This is a genomic window from Streptomyces sp. NPDC055078 (assembly GCF_053607985.1).
In genome coordinates, this window is the sequence record NZ_JBSGUP010000007.1 from 21,852 (window position 1) to 39,136 (window position 17,285).

18 protein-coding genes are annotated in these 17,285 nt (G+C 70.1%); 13 read left to right on the plus strand and 5 right to left on the minus strand.

Going from position 1 to position 17,285, the window contains the following annotated elements; genetic code table 11:
• Positions 1-93: 93 nt before the first annotated feature.
• Positions 94-336 carry a mycoredoxin gene (locus ACWF94_RS01465; RefSeq protein ID WP_453483577.1) on the minus strand — a complete coding sequence of 81 codons (243 nt, stop codon included), beginning with the start codon at positions 334-336 and terminating at the stop codon, positions 94-96.
• A 363-nt stretch (positions 337-699) separates the two neighbouring features.
• Here ACWF94_RS01465 and ACWF94_RS01470 point away from each other — a divergent pair, with 363 nt between their 5' ends.
• The 5 genes from ACWF94_RS01470 to ACWF94_RS01490 all read left to right on the plus strand — a co-directional run bounded on the left by ACWF94_RS01470 (position 700) and on the right by ACWF94_RS01490 (position 4,545).
• A complete protein-coding gene (locus ACWF94_RS01470; protein WP_453483578.1) occupies positions 700-2,868 on the plus strand; it encodes an ATP-dependent DNA helicase UvrD2 in 2,169 nt (722 codons plus the stop codon).
• A gap of 163 nt (positions 2,869-3,031) precedes the next feature.
• Positions 3,032-3,358 (plus strand): hypothetical protein, encoded by a 327-nt coding sequence (locus ACWF94_RS01475; protein WP_453483579.1) that lies wholly within the window; start codon positions 3,032-3,034, stop codon positions 3,356-3,358.
• A 190-nt stretch (positions 3,359-3,548) separates the two neighbouring features.
• Complete coding sequence (locus tag ACWF94_RS01480; protein ID WP_453483581.1) at positions 3,549-3,917, plus strand: WhiB family transcriptional regulator; 369 nt, start codon at positions 3,549-3,551, stop codon at positions 3,915-3,917.
• On the plus strand, positions 3,914-4,237 hold the full coding sequence (locus ACWF94_RS01485) for a hypothetical protein (protein ID WP_453483582.1): 324 nt from the start codon (positions 3,914-3,916) through the stop codon (positions 4,235-4,237). Before ACWF94_RS01480 ends, ACWF94_RS01485 begins: the two co-directional genes overlap by 4 nt.
• Before the next feature lie 107 nt (positions 4,238-4,344).
• Positions 4,345-4,545: a hypothetical protein gene (locus tag ACWF94_RS01490; RefSeq protein WP_453483583.1), complete on the plus strand. Its 201-nt coding sequence runs from the start codon at positions 4,345-4,347 to the stop codon at positions 4,543-4,545.
• A 62-nt stretch (positions 4,546-4,607) separates the two neighbouring features.
• On the opposite strand, the gene ACWF94_RS01495 is transcribed toward ACWF94_RS01490, so the two are convergent.
• Positions 4,608-6,032, minus strand: a complete 1,425-nt coding sequence (locus ACWF94_RS01495; RefSeq protein WP_453483584.1) for an ABC1 kinase family protein — start codon at positions 6,030-6,032, stop codon at positions 4,608-4,610.
• A 66-nt stretch (positions 6,033-6,098) separates the two neighbouring features.
• Entirely contained in the window at positions 6,099-7,241 is a 1,143-nt protein-coding gene (locus ACWF94_RS01500; RefSeq protein WP_453483585.1) for a ThiF family adenylyltransferase, read from the minus strand.
• A gap of 254 nt (positions 7,242-7,495) precedes the next feature.
• On the opposite strand from ACWF94_RS01500, the gene ACWF94_RS01505 reads away from it, so the two are divergent.
• From ACWF94_RS01505 to ACWF94_RS01520, 4 genes are all read left to right on the plus strand, one after another.
• Positions 7,496-8,080, plus strand: a complete 585-nt coding sequence (locus ACWF94_RS01505; protein ID WP_453483586.1) for a M48 metallopeptidase family protein — start codon at positions 7,496-7,498, stop codon at positions 8,078-8,080.
• A 151-nt stretch (positions 8,081-8,231) separates the two neighbouring features.
• Positions 8,232-9,866: a TerD family protein gene (locus ACWF94_RS01510; protein ID WP_453483587.1), complete on the plus strand. Its 1,635-nt coding sequence runs from the start codon at positions 8,232-8,234 to the stop codon at positions 9,864-9,866.
• Positions 9,867-9,880: 14 nt separating this feature from the next.
• Positions 9,881-10,561, plus strand: a complete 681-nt coding sequence (locus ACWF94_RS01515; protein WP_453483588.1) for an AIM24 family protein — start codon at positions 9,881-9,883, stop codon at positions 10,559-10,561.
• An 18-nt stretch (positions 10,562-10,579) separates the two neighbouring features.
• Positions 10,580-11,320 carry an AIM24 family protein gene (locus tag ACWF94_RS01520; RefSeq protein WP_453483589.1) on the plus strand — a complete coding sequence of 247 codons (741 nt, stop codon included), beginning with the start codon at positions 10,580-10,582 and terminating at the stop codon, positions 11,318-11,320.
• Between the two features lie 120 nt (positions 11,321-11,440).
• On the opposite strand, the gene ACWF94_RS01525 is transcribed toward ACWF94_RS01520, so the two are convergent.
• Complete coding sequence (locus ACWF94_RS01525; protein WP_453483591.1) at positions 11,441-11,974, minus strand: NUDIX hydrolase; 534 nt, start codon at positions 11,972-11,974, stop codon at positions 11,441-11,443.
• The gene (locus tag ACWF94_RS01530; protein ID WP_453483593.1) at positions 11,971-13,467 is read right to left on the minus strand and encodes a zinc-dependent metalloprotease; all 1,497 of its coding nucleotides are present in this window, start codon (positions 13,465-13,467) and stop codon (positions 11,971-11,973) included. Before ACWF94_RS01530 ends, ACWF94_RS01525 begins: the two co-directional genes overlap by 4 nt.
• Positions 13,468-13,659: 192 nt before the next feature.
• On the opposite strand from ACWF94_RS01530, the gene ACWF94_RS01535 reads away from it, so the two are divergent.
• The 4 genes from ACWF94_RS01535 to ACWF94_RS01550 all read left to right on the plus strand — a co-directional run bounded on the left by ACWF94_RS01535 (position 13,660) and on the right by ACWF94_RS01550 (position 17,057).
• Entirely contained in the window at positions 13,660-14,787 is a 1,128-nt protein-coding gene (locus tag ACWF94_RS01535) for an SDR family oxidoreductase (protein ID WP_453483595.1), read from the plus strand.
• A gap of 181 nt (positions 14,788-14,968) precedes the next feature.
• The gene (locus ACWF94_RS01540; protein ID WP_453483596.1) at positions 14,969-15,427 is read left to right on the plus strand and encodes a molybdenum cofactor biosynthesis protein MoaE; all 459 of its coding nucleotides are present in this window, start codon (positions 14,969-14,971) and stop codon (positions 15,425-15,427) included.
• Between the two features lie 250 nt (positions 15,428-15,677).
• A complete protein-coding gene (locus ACWF94_RS01545) occupies positions 15,678-15,851 on the plus strand; it encodes a hypothetical protein (RefSeq protein ID WP_453483597.1) in 174 nt (57 codons plus the stop codon).
• Between the two features lie 117 nt (positions 15,852-15,968).
• Entirely contained in the window at positions 15,969-17,057 is a 1,089-nt protein-coding gene (locus ACWF94_RS01550; protein WP_453483599.1) for a YlbL family protein, read from the plus strand.
• Positions 17,058-17,285 lie beyond the last annotated feature (228 nt).

Here is a 17,285-nt window from a genome sequence, read left to right on the forward strand (position 1 = left end):
TGCCGGCCCTCTGGCCCAGCATCTCAGTGGCCTGGCCGGGCATCTCAGCGGCCGGGTCGCGGATCTCAGCGGCGCGTCGGCCTGTGCGGCCGCTCAGACGCCGACCTTCTGCTTGACCTGGGCAAGCGACGGGTTCGTCAGCGTCGAACCGTCCGGGAAAAGCACGGTCGGCACTGTCTGGTTGCCTCCGTTGGCCTTCTCGACGAAGGCGGCGGACTCGGGGTCCTGCTCGATATTGATCTCGGTGTACGCGATGCCCTCGCGGTCCATCTGGCTCTTCAGCCGACGGCAGTAGCCGCACCATGTGGTGCTGTACATCGTCACAGTGCCCGACATCGTCTGTGCGCTCCTCTGGGTTGCTGATGCCGGCGTGCCCGCCGGTCCGCTCGTCCGCCGGCCTCGCCGGCCACATCTCGCTGGGTGTCACTCCGCGCTCACGCGGTGCGCGTGCGCATCGCCTAGAACGTACGCGGCCCGGCCCCCATTCCCGTACGGCCCTCTTCCCGCGGAGGCCCGCAGAGGCTCGCGGAGGCCCCGCAAAGGTCCGAGGAGGCCAGCCGAGGCCCCGCAAGGCCCCGCAGACGTACGACCGCTTCCCGTAGAGGTACGAGCGCATCCGCTCATGTATTAGTACGACCGCCTGTGCCGCGCTGTGGACAACGGCCGCACCCGCCTCCAGGGACCTGGCAGCATGGCGGTGTGACAGCAGCAACGCACTCCTCCCTTTTCCCACAGGTCCCCGAGTCGGCCGACGCGGTGCTCGATGGGCTCGACCCCGAGCAGCGCGAGGTGGCGACCGCTCTGCACGGCCCGGTATGCGTGCTGGCGGGAGCCGGCACGGGCAAGACGCGCGCGATCACCCATCGCATCGCGTACGGGGTGCGGGCTGGCATACTCCCGCCCGCCGGTGTGCTGGCCGTCACCTTCACCAACCGGGCCGCGGGCGAGATGCGCGGACGGCTGCGGCAGCTCGGCGCGGGCGGTGTCCAGGCGCGCACATTCCACTCCGCCGCCCTGCGTCAGCTCCAGTACTTTTGGCCGAAGGTCGTCGGCGGGGATGTGCCCCGGCTGCTGGAGCGCAAGATCCAGCTCGTCGCGGAGTCCGCGGCCCGCTGCCGTATCCGGCTCGACCGCAATGAGTTGCGCGATGTCACCAGCGAGATCGAGTGGGCGAAGGTCACCCAGACCGTGCCCGCCGACTATCCGGCCGTGGTCGCCAAGTCCCTGCGGGACGCTCCTCGCGACCCGGCTGAGATCAGCCAGATCTATGCGATGTACGAACAGCTCAAGCGCGATCGCGCGGTGATTGACTTCGAGGACGTCCTGCTGCTCACGGTCGGCATCCTCCAGGACCGCCAGGACATCGCCGACCAGATCCGCCGCCAGTACCAGCACTTCGTGGTCGACGAGTACCAGGACGTCAGCCCGCTCCAGCAGCGGCTGCTCGATCTGTGGCTCGGCGACCGGGACAGCCTCTGTGTCGTCGGCGACGCCAGCCAGACGATCTACTCCTTCACCGGGGCGACCCCCGACCATCTGCTGAACTTCCGCACCCGCCACCCCTCCGCGACCCTGGTCAAGCTGGTCCGCGACTACCGCTCGACACCCCAGGTCGTCCATCTCGCCAATGGGCTGCTGGGCCAGGCCCGCGGCCGGGCCGCCGAGCACCGGCTCGAACTGATCTCGCAGCGCGACCCCGGCCCCGATCCCGCCTATGTGGAGTACGCGGACGAACCGGCCGAGGCGGAGGGCACCGCCCGCCGTATCCGGGATCTGATCGCCGCGGGCGTCCCCGCCGGTGAGATCGCGGTGCTCTACCGGGTCAACGCCCAGTCGGAGGTCTATGAGCAGGCACTCGCCGACGCCGGGGTCCCCTACCAGCTGCGCGGCGCGGAGCGGTTCTTCGAGCGCCAGGAGGTGCGGGAGGCCGGTGTGGCGCTGCGCGGCGCGGCCCGCGCCGGGGGCAACGACTCCCTCCTGGACGACGCGGAGGATCTGCCGTCGCAGGTCCGTGCGGTGCTCTCCACCAAGGGCTGGACCTCGGAGCCGCCCGCCGGATCGGGCGCGGTGCGCGACCGCTGGGAGTCCCTGGCCGCGCTGGTGCGGCTCGCCGAGGACTTCGCGCGGGCCAGGTCGGGGGCGACCCTGGCCGATCTGGTGGCCGAGCTGGACGAGCGGGCCGCGGCGCAGCACGCGCCCACCGTTCAGGGTGTCACCCTCGCCTCGCTGCACTCGTCGAAGGGCCTGGAGTGGGACGCCGTCTTTGTGGTCGGCCTCACCGAGGGCATGATGCCGATCACCTACGCCAAGACCGATGAGCAGGTCGAGGAGGAGCGGCGGCTGCTCTATGTGGGTGTCACCCGCGCCCGGCTCCATCTGTCGCTGTCCTGGGCGCTGTCCCGCTCTCCCGGCGGCCGGGCCTCGCGCCGCCCGACCCGCTTTCTGAACGGGCTGCGCCCGGGCTCCGTCGCCCCCGGCGCGGGTAGCGCGGGAGGCGCTGGCGGCACCGACCGCGGTGGCCGCCGCAAGCGGCGCGGTCCGGTGCTGTGCCGGGTGTGCGGCAAGACGCTGACGGACGCCGGCGAGATGAAACTGATGCGCTGCGAGGACTGCCCCTCCGACATGGACGAGGCCCTGTACGAGCGCCTTCGCGAGTGGCGCTCCGATCAGGCGAAGCAACTGGGCCAGCCGGCCTACTGCGTGTTCACCGACAAGACCCTGATGGCGATCGCCGAGGCGGTACCGGGCGACGAGGGTGAGCTGTCGGCTATCTCCGGCGTCGGCGGACGCAAACTTGAGCGATTCGGTGCCGATGTTCTGACCATCTGTGCAGGTCAAGAGGTTGAGGAGACCGAGGACGCCGACTGATGCAAAATCGTCGGAAAAATAGTTTGCGCCTGCCCCGACAAGCCCCATAGGTTCTTAACCACGGAACAGCGGCTTCTCTGAAGCCCGGTTGCCGTGTTGTACTTATCCGAATAGAAGTGACCGGCCCCGGCCGGTCCCGAGACGCCGAGAGGAGGCGAGTCCAGTGATCAGCATCAACACCAGCTCAGCCAGCGCCGTGAAAATGACCGATTGCCTGGTCGGCGTCTCCACCTGCTCGCTCGGCTTCTCCGCGTCGCTCAATGGCACCGGTCTGTCCACCTTCCTGGCCGAGGCGCCTCTGTTCCCTATGGGCGGACTCCCCGTCCTGGAGCGGACCGAGCGACCGACCGAGGCGCTGGAAGCAGGAGTAGCAGCGGCACAGGCGAGGGCCTATGCCTTTGCGGCAGCCGGCGCCGTCACCCAGAAGCAGACACAGCACCACTCGAAGTGGGCCTTCCGTGGGCTCGGACCCTGGAGCGATCCAGCCTGAGGCAATCAGGCCGGCGCCTTCAGGGCCGCGGAACCCCACTCGGGATCCGCGGCCCTTTTGTTTTCCCCGGACCAGGGGACCAGAGCGAAGGGGCCTCGGGACAGCAGCACCCGGTACCAGCCCCCCGATGCCATCGGGGGACCGCCAACCGGCCAACCGGCCGGACCGACAAGACGAGGAAGACACCACCGTGCAACTCGAAGCGCACGCCCCGTCCGTACCGCATTCCCAGACGTTCCCCCCGCCCGCTCCCACGGAGGACTCCACCTTGACCCCGCTCACGGCGCTCACCGCGCTCGACGACGCCATCGAGAACCTCGGCGTACCCGTCCCCTGCCGTTCCTACGACCCGGAGGTCTTCTTCGCCGAGTCGCCGGCCGACGTCGAGTACGCCAAAGCACTCTGCCGCACCTGCCCGCTGGTGGAAGCCTGCCTCGCGGGCGCCAAGGAGCGGCGTGAGCCGTGGGGTGTCTGGGGCGGAGAGCTCTTCGTCCAGGGTGTCGTCGTCGCCCGGAAGCGGCCCCGTGGTCGCCCGCGCAAGAACCCGGTCTCGGCATGAAAACCATCGGGACCATCGACCGCCCCCTGACGCACGATCCCCAGAAGCAGGCCCCCATGCCCTCTTCCACGAGCGAGCCCTCCGGCTCCGCCACCCCGGATGTCACCACCATTGGCGCGAACGCCTCGCGTCAGAACAGGACCCGTGAAATGCAACTCATCCCAGAAGCGCTGGCCCGTGCGCATATGCACGACCGGCTGCGCGAAGCCGAAGCGGAACGCCGGGCCGTACGCCTGGTCGCCGCCCGGCGGATGCAGCGCCGCGCCGAGCGCGTCTCGATGCGCGCCCGCCGCGCGCTCGCCATGGCTGTCATGAACTGACACCGACCATCTCTGAACAACCGAACCCGCGGGGACCGGTCCGAACGGACCGGTCCCCGCAGTGCGTTGTCACCGCCGCCGGTCCGTCGCGGGGTTATCGTCACCGGGTGGATCAGCAGCAGACTCCCCACCCGCCCCCGCCGGGTGCTGAGAGCAAGGTGTGTTCCCGCTGCGGCAGGACCGCGGAGGGAACACCGCCCACCTGGACCTGTTCCGTGGAGAACGGCACCCGTCACTACTTCTGTGACGACTGTTCCCGCGCCAACATCAGAGCGATCGAGGGCAGGCTCGACTCGTCCTGGTGGTGAACCCCGCCGGCCCTCCCGCCCGCGCTCCCGACCCGCCGACACCCAGGGGTGGGCCCCGGGACTCAGACCTGCGCGCCCACAGCCATGCCGTCGGTGTCGTCGGAGCCCTTCACCGCGCCTTCGTTGTCCGATTCGCTCTCTTCGTGCTCATCTATCCAGTACTCGGGCGCAAAGCCCGGGAGCCATGACTCCAGCTCGTCCCGCAGCCGCACCGTCGCATTGAGCTGGCACAGCACCCCGATGGTGCTCAGCGTCACCCGGTGTATCAGCAGATACGAGGGGGGCAGATTGAGCTGCTTGCCCAACTGATGAGCGGGGGAGCGGAGGTCGGCGATCCGGGCCGCCTGGGCCCGCATCCAGCTCCGGGTGAAGGTGAACTCCTCGACATCGGCCGGCTCGATGATGGGCAGCAGATACTCCAGCACCGCCTCCGGATCGAGGTCTATCTCCTCCTTGACGAAGCCCTCCGCACACAGCAGCCCGTACACCTCGTCGGCCTCGCCCTCCAGCGTCATCCGCAGACAGTCGCCGATGGTCCCGGGCAGGCCGCCGGGCAGCCTGTCCACCGTGCCGAAGTCCAGCACCCCGAGGCGCCAGTCCTCGCCGTCCTCCTGAGGCAGCAGCCGGAAATTCCCCGGGTGCGGGTCCGCGTGGAGCAGTCCCGTACGCGCCGGTCCGGAGAAGAGAAAGCGCGCCAGCAGCTGTCCCGCCCGGTTCCGCTGCTCCTCCGTACCGTCGGCGATCACCTCGGCCAGCGGAACTCCGTCGATCCACTCGGTCACCAGCACCTGATCGGACTGGTGCACCACATCCGGCACTATCACGTCGGGATCACCCGCGAACTCCGCCGCGTGCGCCCGCTGGGCATCCGCCTCCAGGCCGTAGTCCAGTTCCTCCGACACGCGGTCGCGGAGTTCGGTGATCAGCGGTTTGATGTCCATCCCCGGGATCAGCGGCCCGAGCAGCCTGGCGAACCGGCTGAGCTGGGTCAGATCGGAGAGGAGGGCTTCCCCCGCCCCCGGATACTGCACCTTCACCGCGACCTCGCGGCCGTCGCGCCACACCGCGCGGTGCACCTGGCCGATGGAGGCGGCGGCCGACGGCTTGTCCTCGAAGCTCAGAAACAGCTCGCGCCACTCCTCGCCCAGCCGCTCCGTCAGCACCGCGTGGACCGTGCGGGTCGGCATCGGAGGCGCGGCGTCCTGGAGCTTGGTGAGAGCGGCGCGGTAGGGGCCCGCGATGTCCTCGGGGAGCGCCGACTCGAAGACGGACATGGCCTGCCCGAACTTCATCGCACCCCCTTTGAGCTCGCCGAGCACCTTGAAGAGCTGCTCCGCCGTGCGCTGTTGCAGCTCGCGGGCGACGATCTCGGCGGACTTGCCGCCGATCCGCTTCCCCAGCCCCCAGGTGGCACGGCCGGCGAACCCCAGTGGCAGTGCGGCCAGCTTGGCGGTCCGGGTGACCGCCTTCCGGGGAAGATCAGACATACGCCCCTCCAGTTCCCAGACAGCCGTGCCGCGTGTGCCTGACGGCCCTTGCTCCGTTGACAGCGGTTACCCGGCCATTGTCTCGTGCGTCGGCCCGAAGCCCGAGGTGTCCTGCCCCCTACTTTCCCCCGAGGCGCCGCAGGAGCAGTCGGGATGTGGCGCGATCCTCTCCGATCGCCAGTCGAGCAGCGGCAGCGAGGTCTCCCAGCGCGCTCCCGTGCTCGTCGGCAACTCCCCGTCGAGGAAGGACAGCGCATGAGCCGCGGCCGTCCCCGCCACCGCGGTGGCGAGAGCGATGTCACACGAGGGCACCGCGCCGCGCCGTCCCCCGGAGCGCCACTGGGCAGGCAGTCTCGACCATCCCGGGTCCCGGTCGGCCCGGCCCAGCTCCAGACATCCGGCACAGGCCGAGCCACCGGGCAGCACCAGCGGTCCCACCACTCCTGTCGCCTCCACAACACCCGCGAAGAGATGGGGAGTGCCGGTGGCGACCCAGTCGCCGGCCCCGGCCGGGTCGGGGGCGTATGCCGCCAGTCCGTCGCGCGGGCAGACGACGACCAGTGACAGACCGGGCTCGCCGCCGCCCGCCGCGGAGCAGGCCGACCGGGGCGGCGGGATCGGAGCGGACCTGCGCACCAGCTGACGGGCCGCCGAGTCGCGCCGGTCGCCGACCGCCTCGGCCGGCAGCCCTGCGGGCGAGACGTCCCATGGCTCGGCGCAGCCGCCGTCCAGTACCTCGACACGCCCCACCCCGGCCGCCGACAGCAGTCCCGCCACGGCGGCACCGACCCTGCCCGCGCCCCGGACCTGGACGCGGACCGCGCGCCGGGCCGCCATCCGGCGTATCCCGCCCGCCGGTTCGGGATGGACCACGGAGAGGGACGCCAGATCGGGGCGCAGCCGGTCGAGAGCGCCGGACCGCTTCCGTAACGCGTCGGCCTCCGGGCCGCCTCCCGTCGGATCGTCGAGCAGCCCCGCCGCTGTGAGCCGGGTCACCAGGGCGTCCGCGTGCCCGTCCGGGAAGCCCATCGCCCGTGCCTCCTCCCGCAGCAGTGGCAGCCCGCGGGTGCCGTCGAGCAGTTCGAGCAGGGCGCCGGTCGCCGTGTCCACCGGGCCGACGGTCACCGCATGCGCGGGCGCGACCCCGAACTGCACGGTCTGCCGCTCCCGCCAGGCCCGCCTCAGGGCGGGTTTCACCATCGGATGCATATCCGTACCCCCATTGTGAACGTGTACAGAAGGCCGCTGTCCGTACAACGGAACGCGGCCCGTTCACCCGGCCGGTCTCCTGCCGGGTTTCTTCACCGAACCGTTGTCAGAATGCCCGGTCACGCCGAAGCGTGTGAAAAGTTGTCCACAGGCCCGGGGTATTAGTCGTTCAAATGGTGGAGCCATGGAGCGGATCATGCTTGATCGGCTCCGGAGGCGGGACTTCCGTCGGCGTCAGCGGGTAACGTCGAAGTGTGTCCGCCGATCCCGCCCCTCGCGTCGAGGAGTCCCCGCGCCGCCCGTCCCGCGGATCGGCCACGAGCGCTGTCGAGGTCCGCAGGAGCGCGCGCCGCAGCCGGACGGTCTCCGCGTACCGGGAGGGCGACCGGACGATCGTCCTGATCCCGGCCCGGATGTCGGAGGCCGAGGAGCAGCGTTGGGTCACCGTGATGCTGGACAAGCTCGCCGCCCAGGAGAGCAAGCGGATTCTGGGCGACAGCGAACTGGCGGAGCGCGCCGAGCGTTTGTCCGCACAGTATTTCGACGGCCGGGCAAGGCCGACATCTGTGAGATGGGTGACAAATCAGAACACCCGCTGGGGCTCCTGCACCCCTGCGGAGGGCAGCATCCGGCTCTCCCACCGGCTCCAGGGCATGCCCGAGTACGTCGTCGACTACGTTCTCGTCCATGAGCTGGCGCATCTCCTGGTGCCCGGCCATGGATCGCGCTTCTGGGAGCTGTTGGAGGCGTATCCCCGCACCGAGCGGGCCCGGGGGTATCTGGAGGGCGTCGTCGCCGCCGACCGGCTTCCGTTTCTGCCCGCCGAGGGCGGGGAGTGAGCGCCGGCGGGCACCATCGGGCGAGGTCCGCCGTTGATCGTTGTGTATCGAATGTGTCCCGGCGGGTGTTCAGGCTTGGCTCAATGTCGCCCTGAGCCGTTAGCCTGTCGCGACGCAGTCATATTTGAGGGATGGGGGACGGTCGTTACGCATGGCCAGGGAATTCCAGCGCGGCCACAAGGCCAAGATCAGTGATCTCACGCCGGGCACGGATCTGTACGTAGGTGTGCAGATCGCGGCTCCGGGGCTGACCTTCGACATCAGCTGCTTCGGGCTCGATGTCAATGAGCAGCTTTCCGACGACCGGTATTTCATCTTCTTCAACCAGCCGAAGTCGCCCGAGGAGTCCATTCAGCTCCTCGGAGCGCAGTCCGGTGACACGGAGTCCTTCCGGGTCACCCTCGACCGCATTCCGGCGTCCATCCACAAGCTCTCGTTCACCGCCACGCTCGACGGCGCGGGACAGATGTCGCAGATCGGCCCCGGGTACATCCGCATTGTCGCCGGCGGCGAGGAGGTCGTCCGCTACCCGTTCAGCGGCTCGGAGTTCACGACCGAGCGCGCGGTGATGCTGGGTGACTTCTATCTCAAGGACGTATGGCGCTTCGCCGCCATCGGCCAGGGCTTCGACGGCGGGCTGGACGCGCTGCTGAAGAACTTCGGCGGTGAGGTCGCCGAGGAGCAGCCACAGGCGGTTGTGCCTCCCGCCCAGGCCGCCGCGCCTCCGGCGTTCGGAGCACCTCCCAGTGCCCCGCAGGCGCCCCAGGCCCCTCAGATGCCTCAGGCGCCGCAGCCCGCACCCGCGTTCGGAGCGCCTGTCGCACCGGCCGCGCAGGCACCGGCACCGCCCCCCGCGCCGCACAGTCCGCAGATGCATATGGCGGCCCCGGCAGCCCCGCCGGTCGGTGCGGTGCCGCCGCCCGCGCCGGCCCCGTACGGGCAGCCGCCCCAGCAGCCGCAGTTCGGCCAGGTACCGGGCCAGGCGCCCGGTCAGTTCCCGGGCCAGGCGCCGCCCCCGGGTGCGCCCGTGCCGTACGGTCAGCAGGCGCCGTCCCCGTACGGGCAGCCGCCGGGAGCGCCGCAGGGCGTCCCTCAGGGTGTCCCTCAGGCAATGCCCGCCGCCGGGCCGGGGCTCCAAGCAGCGTTGCAGATCTACCGTGAGACGCCGACCGGCCAGCGCTGGACCCCGCAGAACCAGCAGTTGATGCGGGTCGAGCTGGCCATGGGAGGTTCGGCCATCCTCGCCCGGCAGGGCAGCATGGTGATGTACCAGGGCAAGGTCGATTTCAGCCATAAGGGCGCGGGCTTCGTCGGCCGCAAGATCGGCAATGCCACCGGCCAGGAGATGCAGCTCATGCGGTGTACGGGCCGCGGCCAGGTCTTCCTGGCCGAGGATGCCGCGCATCTGCACCCCATCGAGCTGCAGGGTGACGGCATCTGCGTCTCGGCCGAGAACGTTCTCGCGTTCGACGAGACGCTTCAGTGCGAGGTCCGCCGTATCGAGGGGCATGGCATCCCCGGCGGCGCGCTGTTCACCATGCAGTTCACCGGCACCGGCACCGTCGTCGTCAAGACCCAGGGCGTTCCCGTCGTCCTGCCGGTCACACCGACCACCTTCGCCGACGCCAACTCCGTCGTCGCCTGGTCGTCCGCGTCCCAGGTGATCCTCTCCAGTCAGGTCCGGCTGCGCCGCAACGCGTATCCGGGGCACAGCGGGGAGACGGTCAATCTCCAGTTCCGGGGCGCCCCCGGAAACTTCATCGTCGTCCAGCCCTACGAGGTCTGAGGGAGCCCGAAGAAATGAATCAGCAACTCGCGGGCTTCGTCCCGACCCCCGTCGTGGCCCGGATGGAGAACCACGGGCGCACCATGCTCAAGGTCGCCATGGCCACCGGGCAGGATCTGTTCGCCCGCACCGGCTCGATCGTGTCCTACGAGGGCTTCATCCAGTACGAGCCGAATCCGCCCGCCGCCCGCCAGGCCGCGGCCCAGTGGATGACCGGCGAGGGCTCGCCCGTCATGAAGTGCTCCGGCGACGGACTGCTCTACCTCGCCGACTACGGCGCCGACGTGGTCGTTCTCAACCTCAACAACGACTCGATCTCGGTCAACGGCACCAATGTTCTCGCCTTCGACGCCCACCTCCAGTGGGGTGTCGAGAAGGTCAAGGGCCTGGCCAAGTTCGCCGGCCAGGGCCTGTGGAATGTGGAGATCGCGGGCACCGGCTGGGTCGCCCTGACCTCGCGCGGCACCCCGATCGTCGTCGACTGCGGCCGTGGCGACGACGAGACCTATGTCGACCCGGACGCCCTGGTCGCCTGGTCGCCGAACCTCAAGGTGAAGGGCAAGCGCAGCTTCAAGGCATCCGCCCTCATCGGACGGGGGAGCGGCGAGGCGTACCAGATGGCGTTCTCTGGTCAGGGCATCGTCGTCGTACAGCCGAGTGAGGACAGCACCGACCGCCTCCGGGTCCGGGGCTGAGGGGGAGCGAGAACAACCATGCAGAGCCCACTTTTCAACCACGGGGAGCAGCAGACCCAGGAGCGCTACGCCCTCCAGAATCCGCAGCTCCTGCGCGTCGCCCTCACGGGCCATGACGATGTGCTGGCCCGCAAGGGCGCGATGGTCGCCTATCAGGGGCTGGTCGACTTCGACGGTGAGTACGAGTCGAACAACCGTCGCCGGTCGCGCGCCAGGACCGGCGAGGGTCTGGAGCTGATGCGCTGTTCCGGTCAGGGCACGGTCTACTTCGCCAACCTCGCGCAGTACGTCCATGTCGTGGATGTCGACCAGGAGGGCATGACGGTCGACAGCGCCTACGTTCTCGCGCTGGACTCCGCGCTGCACACCGAGGTCATCGCGGTGGACAGCCAGTACGGGATCTCCGGCTCCGGGAAGTACCAGCTCAATATCTCCGGCCGGGGCAAGGTCGCGCTGATGACCTCCGGTCAGCCGCTGATGATGCAGGTCACCGCCGACAAGTACGTCAATGTCGACGCCGACGCGATCGTGGCCTGGTCGACCCCGCTGCGGGTGCAGATGCAGGCTCAGACCCATTCGTCGAATGTGCTGCGAAGGCGCGGCAACACCGGCGAGGGCTGGGAGCTGAGCTTCCTGGGCCAGGGCTTCGCGCTGGTGCAGCCGAGCGAGGTCATGCCACCGCAGAACGCGCAGATCGGCGAGGGCCTGCGCGCCCAGTTCGGCAACAGCGGTCAGAACCAGAACAACGCCTGGAACTGAACAACCTCTGGAACTGACCGGAGCCCACAACCCCGCAAGGGGCCGTTCTCCCGCTGAGGGGCGGCTCGCTGCCGGAGCACTCGCGCTCCGAGCAGATGAGCCGCCCCTCGCACAGCGGTGTCACCGGAGCACGGAGCGCGTCCGCTCCAGCAGGCGGACCACCGACTCGTCGGCGACGGCCGGTACCTCGTCGTAGGGAAACCAGCGCAGATCCAGAGACTCGTCGCTGATCTCCGCGACCGCCCCCGCCGGTGCCAGCGCCGCGTACTGCACATCCAGATGCCAGTGACACGGCGCCGGGATCGGATGGCGATCGAGGCGCACCGGAGCGCCCTGTCCCCGGGGCAGCAGGGTCAGGCCCGCGATTCCGGACTCCTCCCGGGCCTCGCGCAGGGCGGCCCCGGCGAGGGTCGAGTCGTCCCGCTCGCAGTGGCCGCCCATCTGGAGCCACTTCCCGAGCTTGCGGTGCAGCGTCAGCAGCACCTGACCGCGCTCCGGCGCGATGATCAAGGCACTCGCCGTGACATGCCCGGCTTCACAGGACTTCCACATTCCGTCCGGATGCGCGTCGAGATGGTCCAGATACACCTGCCGCAGGCCGTCCTGGCCGCCGTAGCCCTTCAGCGTCAGTACGGCGTCGTCGTGCAGGCTCACCGGCCGGGGCCCTCCTTGCCGTCCTCGTCCTCGCCGCCCCCCTCGGAACCGGCGGAACCGGCGGGGCCGCCGCCCCCGGAACTCCCCGGGGCACCGGAACCACCGGGCGCACCGGATCCGGAATCGCCCGGGCGGCCCTTGGACGCGGCCTCCCCGAGCATCTTGTCCAGCTCGGAGAAGTCGAGCTGCTCGCGGTGGACGAACCCGTCCGGGTCGTCCAGGTCGGTCGCGGTCGGCAGCATGTCCGGGTGCTCCCACAGGCCGTCACGGCCGTCCACGCCCCGCGCGTCGGTGAGCGACGCCCAGAGCCGGGAGGCGTCCCGCAGCCTGCGCGGACGCAGCTGGAGGCCGATCAGCGTCGCGAAGGTCTGCTCGGCGGGTCCCCCGGAGGCCCGGCGCCTGCGCAGGGTCTCCCGCAGCGCGCCCGCCGATGTCAGCCGGGTCGAGGCGGCCTCGTGCACCACCGCGTCCACCCATCCCTCGACCAGCGCGAGCGCCGTCTCCAGCCGGGCCAGCGCGGCCTTCTGCTGGGGGGTGTCCTCCGGCTGGAACATGCCCTGCTGAAGAGCCTCCTGGAGCTGCTCGGGGTGCGTGGGGTCGAACTGGCCGACCACGTCCTCCAGCTTGGAGGTGTCGACCTTGATCCCGCGCGCATACCCCTCGACGGCACCGAACAGATGGGAGCGCAGCCAGGGCACATGGGCGAAGAGCCGCTGATGGGCCGCCTCGCGCAGCGCCAGATACAGCCGCACCTCGTCCTTCGGCACTCCGAGGTCCTTGCCGAGCACCTCCACGTTCAACGGGAGGAGCGCGGCCTTGCCCGCCGGGCCGAGCGGCAGACCGATGTCGGTCGAGCCGACCACCTCGCCCGCCAGCACTCCCACGGCCTGCCCGATCTGCTGGCCGAACATCGCGCCGCCCATGGAGCGCATCATGCCGATCAGCGGGCCCGCCATGGCCTGCATCTCCTCGGGCAGCACATCGCCCATCGCCATGCCGACGCGCTCGGCGACCGGATCGACGAGCTGCTGCCACGCGGGCAGGGTCGCCTCGACCCACTCCGCACGGCTCCATGCGACGGCGGTGCTCGCGCCGGACGGCAGCGAGGTCGCTCCGTCCAGCCAGACGTCGGCCAGCCGCAGGGCCTCTTCGACCGCCGTACGGTCGGCGGGGCCCACGCTCTCGTCCTTGGTGCCGTCCGCCGTGCCCTGGGAGACCGTCTGGCGCGCGATCTGCTTCGCCATGTCCCAGTTCACCGGGCCGCCCTCGAAACTCAGCATCTGGCCGAGCTGCTGGAAGGCGGCGCCCAGGTCATTGGGGTTCAGAGAGCCGAACATCGCGGCGAAAGGATTGTCCGCGCCGCTGTCGCCGGCGAATCCGAAGGGATTCGTCGGAGAGGAGCCGCCACCGCCGGCGGGATCCTTCTTCTTGCCCTCGTCGCCGTTCTCCGGCTCCTCCGGCGGAAGGCCGAATCCGAATGGGGTGTCACTCACGGGTTTCCTCGGCTCGTAGGGCCGCCGGCTCCAGGCCGACGGCGAATGCCCGACAACACCACCCAGCCTAGACATCCGCGCCCGCGAACGGGCTCGGTGCTCCGCCGACTCGTGGCCTGCGGCAGGATGGACGCCACCTGGTACGTATGCGTCATTCGCTTACCTACTGAATACAACCGCTGGAGACACCTGGTGAGTTCCCCAGATCCGCAGGTTCGCGGAGCGCGAAACCGCTCAACCCCGACCCCGGGCGGCGGGGCGGCGGGGCGTGGCCCCGTCGTCGCGGTCACCGGTGCCGCCACGGGCATCGGAGACCTGCTCGCCCGGCGACTGGCCGCGTCCGACGAGGTCAGGCAGGTCATCGCGATCGACGAGCGCCGGGGTGAGGTCGCCGAGGCGCACTGGCACATCCTCGATGTACGCGACCCGGCGATCGCGGAGAAGCTGCGCGGCGCGGACGTGGTCGTGCATCTGGCGCTCGATCTCGATCTGGAGACCGACTCCGCCGCCCGTACCGCGTACAACGTACGCGGTACTCAGACCGTGCTGACCGCGGCGGCTGCCGCCGGTGTGCACCGCGTGGTCCTGTGCACCTCCGCCATGGTCTACGGCGCACTGCCCGACAACGACATCCCGCTCTCCGAGGACGCCGAGCTGCGCGCCACCGCCGAGGCCACCGGCGTCGGCGATCTGCTGGAGATCGAACGTCTCGGCCGCCGTGCCCCGCGTGCCCACCCGGGCCTCAATGTGACGGTGGTAAGGCCCGCCGTCCTGGTGGGCGGCACTGACACCGCCCTCACCCGCTACTTCGAGTCACCACGGCTGCTGGTGGTCGCCGGATCCCGTCCGACCTGGCAGTTCTGCCATGTCGACGACCTGGTCAGCGCACTGGAGTACGCCGCGCTGGAGAAGGTGGAGGGCGAACTGGCCGTCGGCTGCGACGGCTGGCTCGAACAGGGGGAGGTCGAGGAGCTGAGCGGTATCCGGCGGATGGAACTTCCATCGGCCGTCGCCCTCGGCGCCGCCGCCCGGCTCCACCGGATCGGTCTCACCCCGTCTCCCGCCGGGGATCTGGCGTACACGATGCACCCCTGGGTGGTCAGCGTGAGCAGCCTCCACGACGCGGGATGGCGCCCACAGTGGACCAATGAGGAGGTTCTCGCGGCGCTGCTCGAAGAGGTGGAAGGCCGCCATACGGTCGCGGGCCGTCGGCTCGGCCGCAAGGACGCCACCGCGGCGGGTGCCGCCGGCGCGACGGTCGCCCTGCTCGGTACCGCGGCCCTGGTGCGCCGCGCCCGCAAGGCCCGCAGGCGTCTGTAGCCGCCCGCGTCCACAGGAGGTTCAGGGCCGTCCGGTGCCGGGCGAAGGGTTCGAAGAGGTTCGATACGGGCGCCGGGCCCGGCGACGGCCGGGATACCCGCGTCGGCCGCGTACCCGCGTCGGCTGTGCCCCGAGTCGGCCGCGCACCCGCGCTGTCAGTGGCATGGGGCACGATGAGTACATGGCCAACAGGTACGACCACCCCGGGGAGCGGACGGCGCGGGATCCCGTCCGTCTCATCGCGATCCGCGACACCCCGCTCTCTCTCGACGAGGTCTTCGCGGCCGTCGGCGACGACGCGGCGGGTGGCACCGCGCTCTTCGTCGGCACCGTGCGCGACCACGACGGCGGCGCGGATGTGGACGCCCTCGGTTACTCCTCCCATCCGGCGGCCGAGGCCGAGATACGCCGGGTGGCGGAGAAGGTCGTGGCGGAGTTCCCGGTGCGGGCGCTCGCCGCTGTCCACCGGGTGGGTGATCTGCGGGTCGGAGATCTGGCGGTCGTGGTGGCGGTGTCATGCGCCCATCGGGGGGAGGCGTTCGATGCCTGCCGCAAGCTGATCGACGACCTCAAACACCAGGTCCCGATCTGGAAGCACCAGAAGTTCTCGAACGGGACGGAGGAGTGGGTGGGCGCGTAGCGCTCTCGTTGAGGGGTGGTGGTCGGGCGACGGGTGGGAGGGTGGGCGCGTAGCGCCATCCTTGAGGGGCGGTGGTCGGGTGACGGGTGGGAGGGTAGCGCTCTCGTTGGGGGACGCGGGGCGCTGAAACCCCTACCGCACCCAAGCGCCCCGATTTGCGTAACCGTCCCCCTGCCACGAGCGTTGGACTGGTAGATGGTTAATCTGCTGATCACTCGGTTGCGTTCGCACATGGGGTAGGGAGGTCGCGATGGCAGCACTCGCCTGGTTGTTGATTCCGCTGTTCGCTGTTGTCGGTGCTGCGATATGGGGAAGCTGGGCCTCCAGGAACCGGACGACCGGCGACATCGCCGAGCTGGCCGGTTATGCGCGGTTCCGTGATGCCATGGAGAAGGCCGACACCGGGACCAAGGCGCCGCAGTAGCGCCGACGCCCGCCCGGCCGCCACCCATCCGGGCACCGGGGGCCCTGCCGGGCGCCCGGAGCCCCGTACGGACCGCCCGGACGGGGCATTGACGGTTACGTCCCGTACTGTCGTTCCATGCCACGCCGCACCGTGACGATGCTCGCGTCCACCCTGATTTTCATCGCGCTGCTCTGCGCCGGGGTGCTCATCCCAGTGCCGTATTCGGAGATGTCGCCGGGACCGACCGTCAACACGCTCGGTGACGCTCGTGGTGAACCGGTTCTGCGGATCTCCGGTCGCAAGACGTACCCCACCACCGGCCATCTCAATATGACGACCGTGCGGGTCACCGGTGCGGACTACAAGATGAACCTGGTCGAGTCGGTCTACGGCTGGCTGGCCCATGACAACGTGGTGGTGCCGCACGAAACGCTCTATCCGAACGGCAAGACGGAGGAGCAGTCGACTCAGGAGAACGCCGAGGAGTTCTCCCAGTCGCAGGAGAGCGCGAAGGTGGCCGCGCTGAAGCAGCTGAAGATCCCGGTGCGGTCGCAGGTCGTCGTCGCCAGTATCGAGAAGGGCTCCCCTGCCCTCAACCGGCTGCGTGCGGGTGATGTCATCCGCGCGGTGGACGGTACGCCGGTGGAGGAGCCGACCGAGGTCGGCAAGCTGGTCCGGAAGCACAAGCCAGGCGAGGACGTGGTCTTCACGGTCGTCCCGCAGAAGGAGGCGGCGGCAGCCGAGAAGGCCCGCAAGGAGCCGACCACCACCAAGGACGTCACGGTCACCACGACGAAGTCGGACACGGGCGACCGGGCGATCGTCGGCATCCTGCCGGGGACGGACCACACATTCCCGTTCACCATCGACATCAATCTCGCGGATGTCGGAGGTCCGAGCGCCGGCCTGATGTTCGCGCTGGGCATTGTCGACAAACTCACCCCGGATCCGCTGACCGGCGGCAAGTTCGTGGCGGGCACCGGCACCATCGACGACGACGGGAAGGTCGGCCCGATCGGTGGCATCGAGATGAAGCTCGTGGGCGCGCGGAAGGCCGGTGCGCAGTACTTCCTGACGCCGAGCGACAACTGCGCGACGGCGGTCTCGGACATTCCGGCCGGGCTGACGCTGGTGAAGGTCAACACCATCGCCGATGCGACCGAGTCGCTGAAGAAGATCCGGGCCGGTGAGACCAAGGGGCTGCCGAGCTGCTCATCGAGCTGATCGCGGGGCGTGGCCGGGAGACGGCCGCCCCGGGGTCTGTGATGTCACAGGCCAGAGGACCGCGCCCGCCCGGCCGGGGTACGGCCCCGCCCGTACGGCCGGGAGGCGACGCGCCCGTACGGCCGGCCACGGCCCACCGCCCGGCCGGGAGGCGACGCGCCCGCCCGGCCGGGAGGCGGCCCGCCCGTACGGCGCCGGGGCCCGGGCCCGGGCCGCAGCCGGACCGCG

What these genes read in the sequence shown, in the direction of transcription:
- ACWF94_RS01485 (WP_453483582.1), top strand. Translation starts at nt 3,914, where the DNA reads ATGAAAACCATCGGGACCATCGACCGCCCCCTGACGCACGATCCCCAG.
- ACWF94_RS01500 (WP_453483585.1), bottom strand. Translation starts at nt 7,241, where the DNA reads ATGCATCCGATGGTGAAACCCGCCCTGAGGCGGGCCTGGCGGGAGCGG.
- ACWF94_RS01545 (WP_453483597.1), top strand. Translation starts at nt 15,678, where the DNA reads ATGGCAGCACTCGCCTGGTTGTTGATTCCGCTGTTCGCTGTTGTCGGT.
- ACWF94_RS01520 (WP_453483589.1), top strand. Translation starts at nt 10,580, where the DNA reads ATGCAGAGCCCACTTTTCAACCACGGGGAGCAGCAGACCCAGGAGCGC.
- ACWF94_RS01540 (WP_453483596.1), top strand. Translation starts at nt 14,969, where the DNA reads ATGGCCAACAGGTACGACCACCCCGGGGAGCGGACGGCGCGGGATCCC.
- ACWF94_RS01550 (WP_453483599.1), top strand. Translation starts at nt 15,969, where the DNA reads ATGCCACGCCGCACCGTGACGATGCTCGCGTCCACCCTGATTTTCATC.
- ACWF94_RS01495 (WP_453483584.1), bottom strand. Translation starts at nt 6,032, where the DNA reads ATGTCTGATCTTCCCCGGAAGGCGGTCACCCGGACCGCCAAGCTGGCC.
- ACWF94_RS01510 (WP_453483587.1), top strand. Translation starts at nt 8,232, where the DNA reads ATGGCCAGGGAATTCCAGCGCGGCCACAAGGCCAAGATCAGTGATCTC.
- ACWF94_RS01515 (WP_453483588.1), top strand. Translation starts at nt 9,881, where the DNA reads ATGAATCAGCAACTCGCGGGCTTCGTCCCGACCCCCGTCGTGGCCCGG.
- ACWF94_RS01465 (WP_453483577.1), bottom strand. Translation starts at nt 336, where the DNA reads ATGTCGGGCACTGTGACGATGTACAGCACCACATGGTGCGGCTACTGC.